This window comes from Hymenobacter sp. BT188, assembly GCF_014333585.1.
Taxonomy (GTDB): Bacteria; Bacteroidota; Bacteroidia; order Cytophagales; family Hymenobacteraceae; genus Hymenobacter.
In genome coordinates this window covers 772,544-783,994 of record NZ_JACSCW010000003.1, presented here as the reverse complement: position 1 = coordinate 783,994, position 11,451 = coordinate 772,544, and the positions used below count along the sequence as shown (strand labels likewise).

Genomic DNA, 11,451 nt, shown 5'->3' with positions numbered 1-11,451 from the left:
AAGTAAGTTAAGCCTTAAGCGGCAGCCGACTCACCGTTCTCACGATCTTCGATAGCCTTGCGAAGCTTAGCCACGGCCTGATTAGCACGTTCTTCGTCCAGACGGTTGATGTTGAGTAACATCTTGGTCTTCTCCTGGCGAGTAATCACCGGGTGGTTGAGCAGACGGATGATTTCCTCCTTCTGCGCAGCCGTAGCATATGCAATGGCTGGTGCCGGAGCCTCGGCAGGCTCAGCGGGAACGGCCTTCATAGGCGTAGCCTCAGCAGCTACAGCGGCGGGAGCAGCAGTTGGGGCTACAGTCAGCGCGGGCTTAGCCTCAGGCTGGTTGCCACCATACTCCATTTCCTCAGCAGGCGTAGGCTCGTAGCCGGCAGCGCGAATAATCCATGCGAGGATATTACGGTAGGCCTTGCCAATAGCACGCGTCTGCGCCATGCTCATGATGGCAAACTCCTGGTAGAACTTCTTACCCGACTCTTTATTCGAGCATACAGCAAAGCCAGCGCCTACCGTATGACCCGAACGCAAGTCGAACAAGGTTACTTTTGCTTGATATTTCAACTCCGTCTCAGTGCTGACGTTGATGACGTGGTCAACGATAGGCACGATGCCTAAGCGCGAGCCAGCATACTGCCAGCCTTCCACGTTCACAAACTCTTTGCCCTGCACTGTCGTCGTGAGCTTGTTGTCTTTAATGAACTTCGCCAGATCAGTAGCCAAGTGCAACGTCTCATCGGAGCGCGAAATATCGTAGCTCTCAATCTTGCTCTTGCGAGCCTGGTCTTTAACGGGTTTGGTTACTTCGTTCATGGCGGTTTCCATAAGTGTCCTGTAGTACGTTTTGTTATTTGGGTATATAACTACATAGGCGCCCGAAAGGTGCAAAAAGCGCAGTATTTCTATGTAATTTTTCCCGCTGACTATCAGCAAGTTATAAATAAAATTCCTAAAATTTTTAGAAAACTAAAAAAATGATCTTTCGTAGCCTTCTCATCACTCATTTCTGAAGAGGATCAGGCAAAGTTTCGAGCTATAAAAAAGCCCCCCAGAAACGCTTTCTGAGGGGCTTTTTTATAATAATCAAAAGGCGGTCATGCAGAGCGCAGCGAAGCATCTCGCGTGTTTAGTTGTTTAGCTTGGCAACATCAGCACGCGAGATGCTTCGCTGCGCTCTGCATTACAGTCTAGAGAAAACAACTTACAAATGAAACCCTACTCCGTAATATAGCCGTCTTTCATGGTGATGGTCCGGTCGGCCATTTCGGCAAGCTGGTCGTTGTGCGTAACGATAACAAAGGTTTGCCCCAGCTCTTTGCGCAGCAGAAAGAAAATCTGGTGCAGTTCCTGCGCATTCTGCGAATCGAGGTTGCCGCTGGGCTCGTCGGCAAAGATGATTTCGGGTGAGTTGATAAGCGCCCGCGCTACGGCCGTGCGCTGCTGCTCCCCGCCCGACATTTCCGAGGGTTTGTGGTCGGCGCGGCGCTCCAGGTTCAGCATACCCAGCAATTCGCGGGCGCGCACCCGCACTTCCTTCTCCGAGCGGCCCGCCAAATACGCCGGCAGACACACATTTTCCAGGGCCGTGAACTCGGGCAGCAGATTATGAAATTGAAAGATGAAGCCGATATGCCGGTTGCGAAACCGCGCCAGATCGGAGCGCCCCAGGGAGCTAACCGACTGACCATCAAACAGCACTTCGCCCGTATCCGGGTTGTCCAATGTGCCCAGAATGTGCAGCAAGGTACTTTTGCCCGCCCCCGACGAACCAACGATGGACACGATTTCCGACTTCTCAATCGTCAGGTCGATGCCTTTGAGCACTTCCAGCGTGTTGTAGCTTTTGCGAATATTGATGGCCTGCAGCAAACGATCAGCGAATTGGGGGTGAGCAGTTGGGAACGAACAAAGCTACGGATCAATCGCAGATTATGGCGTCGGATTCAATTCCTTAGCTTGCGAGGCAGCGCTAGGGGCGAATTTCAATTCTGCTGCTTTCGTTTTAGCTTCAAGCGGCTTATAATTGATTGATAATCTGTTTATGCCAAATTCTCTGCTGTTCCGCCGCTGGTGGGCTCTTGTTCCCTTGTTAACCATTCTGGGTCTGGTGACTGTGCTGGCGGCCGGCTGGTGGTGGCCACGCACGGCCCCCTCGTATCCAATAAGGGCTGCTACGGCGCGGTTTAGCATCCCGGCCAACCTAGCTAACCGGATGCGCGGTGTAAGTTGGGTGGGCAGCGACTCCATTACTGATGTAGAGTTGGCCCCGTTGCAGCAGCATAACGTGACTTGGATAGCACAAACGCCCTTTGGCTGGCAGCGCGGCGCCACCTCCCCCACCATCGGCATGAATACGGGCCGCGGCCGCGTGTACTGGGGAGAAAGCGACGCGGGTCTGATCCAAACAGCCCAACTAGCTCGTAAGCGCGGGCAGCATATTCTGCTCAAACCCCACCTTTGGGTGCGCGGCGACGGTACTTGGCCCGGCGACATCCGCATGACTTCCGATGCCGACTGGAAAGCTTGGTTTCAAAGCTACACGACCTTTATACTGCACTACGCAGAGCTGGCCGAGCAGCAAAAGCTCGATGGTTTATGTATTGGCACCGAGTTGGAGCAAACCACTACTGCCGCTCACGAAACTGAGTGGCGTGCCCTGATTCAGCAGATACGCCAGGTGTACCACGGTCCGCTTACCTACGCCGCCAACTGGAGCGGGGAGTATGAGCATATCCGCTTCTGGGACGCGCTGGATTACATTGGTATTCAGGCTTATTTTCCGCTCACCAAAAACAGCAAGCCCACTAAAGCGGAGCTCCTTGCCGGCTGGCAGCCGCATCTGAAAGCTATTGAGCGGGTGCAGAAACGATTCAACAAGCCCGTAGTTTTCACCGAAATGGGCTACAAATGCACCCCGGATGCAGCCGTAGAGCCTTGGGTGTGGCCTGATCGAACCACGGCTTTCCTGCAACTCGATGAAGGCACGCAAGCCGCCTGCTACGCCGCTATGTTCGAGACATTTTGGTCCAAAAGGTGGTTTGGGGGGCTTTTTGTTTGGAAATGGTATCCGAAGCTAGCTGCTGACGGCCCCGCCCGGCGCCACGCCGATTTTACGCCCCAGCACAAGGAAGCTGCGCAGGTAATGGCCCAGTGGTTTGGCAAGTAGCTTGGGGATAAGTAGCAACCCGCGTCGCATTTTTGCCTACTTTCGTGCACTGAACACCACCCCATCATCCCATTGAACTGACCTCTATGAACATTCACGAGTATCAGGGTAAAGAAATTCTCAAAAGCTACGGCGTACGCATTCAGGAAGGAATCGTGGCCGAAACGCCCGAGGAAGCCGTAGCTGCCGCCAAGCGCCTGACTGAAGAAACCGGCACTAGCTGGCACGTTATCAAAGCGCAGATCCACGCCGGCGGACGCGGTAAAGGGGGCGGCGTAAAGCTGGCCAAAAACCTTGACCAAGTGAAGGAAGTGGCGGGCCAGATTATTGGCATGCAGCTCGTTACCAAGCAAACCGGTGCCGAAGGCCGCAAAGTACATAAAGTGCTTGTAGCTCAAGATGTCTATTATCCCGGCGACTCCGAGCCGAAGGAATACTATATGAGTGTATTGCTGGACCGCTCTACGGGCCAGAACGTTATCATTTACACTACCGAGGGCGGCATGGACATCGAGGAGGTGGCTGAGCAGCACCCCGAGAAGATTCACCGCGAGCATGTTGATCCCCGCGTCGGCTTGCAGGGCTTCCAGGCTCGCAAAATCGCTTTCAACCTAGGCCTTACCGGTGAGGCGCAGAAGGAGATGGTGAAGTTTGTAACGGCTCTGTACAAGGCCTACGACGAAACCGACTCGGCTATGTTCGAAATCAACCCCGTGTTGAAAACGTCGGACAACAAGATTTTGGCGGTTGACGCCAAAGTGACCCTCGACGAAAACGCCCTCTACCGCCATAAGGACTTTGCCGCCCTGCGCGACACCAACGAGGAAGACCCGCTGGAAGTAGAAGCCTCCGAGTCGAACCTAAACTATGTGAAGCTCGACGGCAACGTAGGCTGCATGGTAAACGGTGCCGGCCTGGCCATGGCTACCATGGACATCATCAAGCTGAGCGGCGGCGAACCAGCCAACTTCCTCGACGTAGGGGGTGGGGCCAACGCTCAGACCGTAGAAGCTGGCTTCCGCATCATCCTGAAGGATCCGAACGTGAAAGCCATTCTCATCAACATCTTCGGCGGCATCGTACGCTGCGACCGGGTTGCTAATGGCGTAGTAGAAGCCTACAAGAATATCGGCGATATTAAAGTACCCATCATTGTACGCCTGCAAGGCACTAACGCTGAAGAAGGTGCCCGCATCATCGACGAGTCGGGCCTGAAGGTATTCTCGGCCGTATTGCTAAAGGATGCTGCTCAAAAAGTAAAAGAAGTATTGGAATCTCAGAACGCATAGTTCTACTTTGAAATTCAGCAAAAAAGCCCCCCAGATTCTGTCTTGGGGGCTTTTTTACGTGTAATTAATACAGGAGGGAAACTATGCTCTTGCGCTTGTAGTGTCAGTTAAGCTGAAGCTTGTTCGTTTTCACTCTCTGCTTAGCCGTGTTGGGCTACACCAGCATTTTCACTAGCTTCTACCGGAATAGCTTTGCCCATCACTCGCAACTCTACTTCCATATTACCGCGGGTGCCCACTGAATAAGGGCAGATTCTATGCGCCTGACGCACCATATCAATGGTCTTCTCCTCGTCGAATTTTTTCAAATCGACATCAAGAATGGCGCTCAAACCATACGCTTCGCCTTCCTGAAACAGGGTTACGGAGCATTTTACTTCACTCTGCGGATCGAGACGGTCGCCGGCGCGCTGGGCTATTACTAGTAACGCCTGCTGAAAACAGGAGGAATAACCGGCGGCAAATAGCTCCTCAGGGTTGGTAGCGCCTTTTTTGCCCCCCAGGCCCTCTGGCACCGACATATCCAGATCAATGATGCCCGTGGCAGAGCGTACGTGGCCGCTACGGCCACCGACAGCCGCAGCATCGGCTGTATAAAGCGTTTTTTTTTCGTTAGTTGACATAAGCTAAGGGTTCGGATTGTGTGTTTGAATTAACTGATTTTAGCCCTTTAAGGTTATACTGACCCGTAGAACTACCCAAAAAGCCCCCCACGTTTGGCTTGGCGTATTTTTCTCTCTACTTTTGCCCACCTTCCGGTCACGTCGTACAACGGATAGTATGAGAGTTTCCGAAGCTCTTGATCTAGGTTCGATTCCTAGCGTGACCACTTATAATGTTTTAAAAGGCCCTTTGCATTACGCAAAGGGCCTTTTTGCTTTTCACATGGAACCTTTTCAATATGAAATCTATAATTGCTTCGCTATTTTCAGTCTAGTATAGCCCCTGTTGAGCACAGCTTAGGATACAGCCGCGAATAGTAAATCGAGAAGCATTTAGCTATATTACTCGTTCGAAATAATCTCTATTAGGAGATTCTCAGGTGGTAAAGGGTATCATTTTTGAATTCTGTTTACTCCCTTACTAACTCTGCTACTACCCCCTCGCGGAGCTAACTCATCTTTATAACTTTATGGAAGTACATCTACTTAATACCACTCCAGATTCTCAACCGCTTAGTAATAAATCAGCTGATAAAGCTGTGCTATCTAGTCAGCATTGGGTAGTGACGGATAATGAGACAGCGCGCAAAGTGAAGTATATTTTCCGCCCGAATGGTGACTTATTGATTACTCAGATAAAGGGAGGCAAAGATTCTAATGGACCGCTCTTACGTTGATAGGCCAGACAGTAGGCAGGTAACGTTTGCGTTTAATAACTGCCTCGCTAACACAAGCTCTTCCACAAGGAGGCATTAGTTTGCTCCAAAGCTTTAAAAGCAGAAAAAAAAGCAAAATAAAGGCGTTACTTATTTTTAGCTGCCAACGCCGTTTTGTGTAAAAGCATTCTGGTCGGCTAACGCTGCTTACCGCTTTTCTGTACGGCTCCGTGTGCAGTTATTCCCATTTACCTGTACGCCGGCTGCTTTATTAGGCTAAGCCTCGCCGAAACAGTGTCAACATGTTTCGGCTGTTTGGCGATCTTGGTTAGAGTCACTCTGACAATAAAAGTGTTCCCGAAAACATGGCAAGGATTAGTTATTCTTCTGCTTGCTTGCCACTTCACTTATAGTACTTTTCGCAAACGTTTAAGTAACCCTGAGACGACACAAAGGATTATTAGTTGCCTTTAAAAGTCTGATATTAAATTATTTACTACAAATTATATATGTATATTAGCCTCATAACAGCTACTTTTCATTTGTAACTATACTATTATGGCTACATGGATAATTGCGCACCAATCTTGGTTGCTAGCCCTAACTGGAATACTCCTCTCCATTGTAGGAGTGAATACTGTACTGAACAGGTGGCAAGATATTGTATTGAGGAATCGTAAGGATACTAGCATCAGTACAATTGGGAGTAACCGACCGGATTTCGATTTAGACAATACTTCTTCTCATACGTCAGAGTATTAGTTATATACTCCTAACGCCAACATCGCTGCAAAGAACTGAGTCATAAAAGGGATGGTTAGTATCAGTAATGAATGTTCAAACTGTATTATAGATAGCTTTAGCATCTCACAGGTTGCAATTTATATATTTACTAATCAGAGCTTTGTGTAGTAATCTCCCTGCTCTATTATTGAATATTACTACGACTTATGCAGTGACTTTATCATATATATTAAGGTAAATTCAATAAATATTGGCATTGAATTATAACTTTCTTAACTTGGCCTATATTTATAATAATTGTGATTTTTACCAGAATATATGACTGAGTATTTAATTGAGAACAGAGAATGGTTAGGTACTGCTATTCCTTTCACTGCTATTATGAGTGCAATTATTTTTTGGCTTTTGAGCAGTAAGGATAAACCTGTAGCTCCTCAACAAGAGGGCAAGCGGAATACCATACCTTTTATTAGCAATAGTTATGGGTATACTGTCAGTAGTAAAATTGAGTTTCCGATTCTTATGCCTGAGCATAAGCAGATTACGCTTATAAAGTAAGTCGGTATTTAGTAAGTTTCTATCCAGCCTTATAACTCATGGGACTGTGTGGCGTGTGCTATCTATAGCGATGCATTCACTTGTGCGTAAACCTGTGCTCTATAATAATCTGAAAGGTTGACTCCAGAATAACTGGATAAACATTTTGGAGCATAATACATAATAGAGAGATGCAGGTGGCATCAGAAGTGCAGTACCGGATTTATTCCTGCCCTTAGATTAACCTGATCAGATAGATTGCCTCCCTTTTAATATAAAGCATTCACTAAGCGAACTTTACGCGTCCCGTTGGTGAGCAGTATTACTCACTTTTGGCAGGAATAGGAAGAGCCACACGTACTGTAGTTCCCCGTTCGGGATGGGAGTCGAGCGAAAAACGCCCCCCAAGTAGCTCAGCACGATTGCGAATGCTGATAATACCCATACCTGGGTCGGAAATTACTAGTGGATGTTCAAGTATTCCTTGGCCATCATCCTGCACACTAAGAACAATCTGATCATCCTCGTGCTCCACTTGAATATGCACTTCGTGGGCATCAGCGTGTTTGATAACGTTGCTCAGCAATTCCTGAACAATGCGGTATACGGCCAGCTCAAGGAGTAGCGGGCGGGGCTGATCCAGACCAGTCAGATGTAAGTAAACCTTAAGCTTGCTCTGCGGAATATGCTTAACTAACTCTTGTAGCGCCACCTCTAAACCAAAGTCTTCGAGGATACCAGGCGTCAGTTGGTGTGAAACATTGCGTGTGGCCTGAATTGCTTCGTTGAGCACTTGCAACACAGCCGGATCGGGAGGACACTGGCTCCCATTCTCCAGGTTAAGCTTGGTCACGTAGAGCAGTTGGCCGACTCCGTTGTGCAGCGCCTCAGCGATACGCTTGCGCTCTGCCTCCTGGGCGGCAAATACAGCCCGCACGATGGTTTGCTGGTGCTGACGCTGAAGCTGAACAGCATCGGCAAGCATGCGGTTGCGCTCGGTTATGTCGCGAATGGTAATCAGGATACCGGTCACTTCGCTCCTGTCAGTGTTTTTCAGGGGCACATAATATATGTCGTAGCTACCGGGTCGGAGCCTTAAGGTCTGATTAAATAATGTAATGGGCTTCCCCTTAAGTACCTGCTCCAACACTTTCCTCATCTCGGGCGTTTCGAGGTGATGAGGAAGCAACTCGAAAAACGACCGACCCAACGCCTGCTCTTCCGGCACAGAGGTATACTGGACGGCGTTCTGATTCCATGCCGTCACGCATAGGTTGAGGTCTAGCGATACCAGACAGTCAAGGCTGTGGTCAATTACTTGCTTGGTGAAAGCCTTCTCGTCATGTAGTATTTTCTTCCTCTGCTCCGACTCAGTAATATCAAGGGAGAAGATGACAGCTTCCTGCTTTGCCGGATCGAAATAGCCAAAGTTCTGGTAATACACTTCTTTGCCTTCCCAAACAACATGGCTTATCGTACTAATAGAATGGCCGGCTAAGAGGCGGCGCATGTGCTCGGCCTCATCAGGAAACCCATCAAAAATGCTAGCTCCTTGTAGCTCATTATCCTGGATGCCCAAGGGGCGCAAACCTAAACCTACGAGTTCCAGAAATACTCCCGTATGGTCAAGCCTAGTCAACACTACCGGCATATTATGCACTATGTGCTCCAGAAGTCGATTTTTGTAACTTAGCTCTTGTTGGGCCTGACGCTTTACGCTGATATCACGCAGCACTCCCAGCAGCCGATCCGGTTGTCCCTCTCTTTTTTCTGTCTCGCCCCGAAATCGGATATATCGAACCGAATTGTCGGCGCATATCACTCGAAACTCCAGCACAACGGATTGACCAGTTTGTTGCGATTCCTTCAGAACCTCGCCAGCTTGGGTTAAATCTTCGGGGTACACTTGCCTGACAACTTCGGTGTGCGGCAGCGGGCCTGATCCGGGGGGCAAACCAAGTAAAGCACGGCCGCGCTCATCAACTACCACTTCCTTGCTACCCAAGGTGTACATTACGGTGCCTACACCGGCAGCATCCAATGCCCGCTGCTTGTCATCCTCGCTCTCGCGGCGACGCTGCTCAGCCATTTTAAGCGGGGTAATATCGCGCCAAACGGCATGCAGGAGAGTGTGCGTGTCCATCTGGACTGGCGTAAGCAGAATTTCTCCCCAAAACTCTTCACCAGTGCAGCTCTGGCCCAGCCACTCGTAGCGAGAGCGCCCCTGCGCCACAGCCAGGCGACAGTAATCGTCGGCGCGCTCGCGGCTGGGATGACCGTCAGGTTGATGCTGGGGGGCAAATTCAGCGACATGGCGACCCAGAAGCTGTTGTTTGTCAGTGGCTCCAATCAGTGCCAGCAGGGCAGCATTGCAGTCAACGAAGAGGTTATCGAGTAGCAGAAATACGGCATCGCTACTGTATTCAAACAGCCGGTGAAATTTGTCGGCGGTGGGGTCGGCAGCAGCCGTGGTGTGGGCAGCAGCCACCGAAGCAGCTTGTTGCAGGGCTTTTATCTGCTTTTGGGCGCGGTGCAACTCCTGCTGCTGCAAGGCCAGCATGGTTTGATAAATCAATTCTGTAGGCGGCTCCGCAGTCAGGTTGGGCGCGTCGGTGGCGGTCAGGTGTTGCAGGGCCTGCTGGCGCAGCGCACTAATTTCCGCGGCTATTGGAGAAGGAATGGATTCACACATAATCAAATCAGCTGGCTACAGCATGGGGCCATTGATAGCCGAACGGTTTGAGTATCGGCAAATTTGCCCCCCAGCGCATGATGGGGTTGAAGTAGTAAGGCACTGCCATACAGTGATGCTTTCTACAGATATGCGACACTCAATTTGAGTGTTATTTGTGAGCCAAGCAATACTTGAGCAAGCCAGAGTTAGTCTAACAAGCCGTGCTCGACGGCATATTTGATTAAGGCGGCTGTATTTTTTACTTGGGTTTTTTCCAGAATATTCTGGCGGTGTGTTTCTATCGTGCGCCGGCTGACAAACAGCTTTTCCGCAATGGCGTTGTTGGTGAGGCCTTCCGCAATGAGCCGCAGAACCTCCAGCTCCCGATACGACAGACCGTCCACTTTTTTGGTTTCTGCGGAAGATTCCGGGTGTAGAACTTTTTGCAGCAGCGATAAGCCAATGTCGCTGCACAGAAAGCGCTTGCCAGACGAGACGGCGCGGATAGCCGCGATTATCTCGGCCTGATCCGCGCTTTTGAGAATGTAGCCCGCAGCACCGGCATCCAACGCCTGCCCGACGTACCGCTCGTGCGCCAGCATGGTGAGCACCAGCACGCGTATTTCCGGAAACTGCTCTCGCAGCAAAGGCAGGGTGGCGAATCCATCAAGAACCGGCATTTGCAGGTCCATCAGCACTATATCGGCGGGTGTAGTGGGCAGACGGTCAAGGAGTTCCTGCCCATTGCTGGCATCGCCCACGATAAGCAGGCCGGAAACGCCCGTCAGCAGGGCTTTCATTCCGTCGCGAACAAGGGAGTGGTCATCGACCAAGAATAAGCGAATCATGGGAGAAAAACGTAAGTAAAATTTCGAACCGCACTACTGAGCAGCTTGGTAAGCGGCCCATCTCCCCGCATTTGTATATGAATGTAAGTAATTGCAAATGAGCTAAAAAACAATTCTGAGCAGAGAGTCATTCAAAAGCTGGAAGGGGCTAAAAATAAATTTAAAAAAGCCCCCCCATTTTCCTTTTGTCAGAGTATAAGGCACTACAAATCGTACAAGTCGAAAATCGACGTTATCGACTCATTGCCCCACAATTATATAGAATTCTACTATATAGTATTAATATGTTTTATACTACTTAGCTTATGACTGCTATTTTACCTGACCGATTATCAGCCGCTTTTCGCTTAACTGACCGGCTTTGGCACCTGCGCGGCGATGATGCCCTGCTCATGGCCGTTGACCGGGGCGGCGTACCTATCAGCTCGGTGCTGGCGCGGCTGCTGGGTTTTCCACTGGAGTTCCTGTCGGAAACGGAGGGTCAGATTAGTGAAGTAACGGAGGAAGACGCCGAGTTGGCAGAGCCATCCATCGTTGAGCGCACACCATCAGCCCGCAAGGGACAGACGCTGATTGTAGTAGACGACGGCACGGCCGCCGAAGCGCGACTGGCTGCGGCCTTGCGTATTGCCCGTTCCCGTCAGCCCGCACTGCTGGTACTAGCACTGTCCGCAGCCCTGCCCGCCACTACGGCTCGCCTGCGCACCATGGCCGATGCCGTGATATACCTACAAAGCCCCCCACATGCCAAAGCGGTGGAGGAATGTTATGAAAAGCTGCCCCCGGTAACCGATGCGGAGGTAGCTGAAGCAATGCGCGCAGCTAACCCGTAAAGCTCTAACGTAGCAGCTATTTTCATCAGCGACTTCAGCTATC

The 11,451-nt window shown here is 50.3% G+C and carries 9 protein-coding genes and 1 tRNA gene; 5 read left to right on the top strand and 5 right to left on the bottom strand.

Annotated features, from left to right (window positions below; all coding sequences use genetic code 11):
• Window positions 1–14 precede the first annotated feature (14 nt).
• Entirely contained in the window at window positions 15–824 is an 810-nt protein-coding gene (locus tag H8B13_RS11490; RefSeq protein WP_261990317.1) for a hypothetical protein, read from the bottom strand.
• A 390-nt stretch (window positions 825–1,214) separates the two neighbouring features.
• Window positions 1,215–1,868, bottom strand: coding sequence for an ABC transporter ATP-binding protein (locus H8B13_RS11485; protein ID WP_084444691.1), 654 nt, complete (start codon window positions 1,866–1,868; stop codon window positions 1,215–1,217).
• 172 nt (window positions 1,869–2,040) lie between these two features.
• Here H8B13_RS11485 and H8B13_RS11480 point away from each other — a divergent pair, with 172 nt between their 5' ends.
• Together H8B13_RS11480 and sucC are read left to right on the top strand one after the other, a co-directional pair.
• Window positions 2,041–3,165, top strand: coding sequence for a glycoside hydrolase family 113 (locus tag H8B13_RS11480; protein ID WP_187310918.1), 1,125 nt, complete (start codon window positions 2,041–2,043; stop codon window positions 3,163–3,165).
• Window positions 3,166–3,251: 86 nt separating this feature from the next.
• The gene (gene sucC / locus H8B13_RS11475) at window positions 3,252–4,454 is read left to right on the top strand and encodes an ADP-forming succinate--CoA ligase subunit beta (protein WP_187310917.1); all 1,203 of its coding nucleotides are present in this window, start codon (window positions 3,252–3,254) and stop codon (window positions 4,452–4,454) included.
• Between the two features lie 140 nt (window positions 4,455–4,594).
• Here the strand turns inward: sucC and H8B13_RS11470 are convergent, their stop codons facing one another.
• Window positions 4,595–5,077: an Ohr family peroxiredoxin gene (locus tag H8B13_RS11470; RefSeq protein WP_187310916.1), complete on the bottom strand. Its 483-nt coding sequence runs from the start codon at window positions 5,075–5,077 to the stop codon at window positions 4,595–4,597.
• A gap of 134 nt (window positions 5,078–5,211) precedes the next feature.
• On the opposite strand from H8B13_RS11470, the gene H8B13_RS11465 reads away from it, so the two are divergent.
• Both H8B13_RS11465 and H8B13_RS11460 read left to right on the top strand, forming a co-directional pair.
• A tRNA-Arg gene (locus tag H8B13_RS11465) sits at window positions 5,212–5,283 on the top strand.
• Between the two features lie 1,551 nt (window positions 5,284–6,834).
• Window positions 6,835–7,074 carry a hypothetical protein gene (locus H8B13_RS11460; RefSeq protein WP_187310915.1) on the top strand — a complete coding sequence of 80 codons (240 nt, stop codon included), beginning with the start codon at window positions 6,835–6,837 and terminating at the stop codon, window positions 7,072–7,074.
• 301 nt (window positions 7,075–7,375) lie between these two features.
• On the opposite strand, the gene H8B13_RS11455 is transcribed toward H8B13_RS11460, so the two are convergent.
• Window positions 7,376–9,745: a PAS domain S-box protein gene (locus H8B13_RS11455; protein WP_187310914.1), complete on the bottom strand. Its 2,370-nt coding sequence runs from the start codon at window positions 9,743–9,745 to the stop codon at window positions 7,376–7,378.
• A 188-nt stretch (window positions 9,746–9,933) separates the two neighbouring features.
• Window positions 9,934–10,575, bottom strand: a complete 642-nt coding sequence (locus H8B13_RS11450; RefSeq protein WP_187310913.1) for a response regulator — start codon at window positions 10,573–10,575, stop codon at window positions 9,934–9,936.
• Window positions 10,576–10,880: 305 nt separating this feature from the next.
• Between H8B13_RS11450 and H8B13_RS11445 the strand changes: the two genes are divergently transcribed.
• Entirely contained in the window at window positions 10,881–11,408 is a 528-nt protein-coding gene (locus tag H8B13_RS11445) for a phosphoribosyltransferase family protein (protein WP_187310912.1), read from the top strand.
• Window positions 11,409–11,451: the final 43 nt, after the last annotated feature.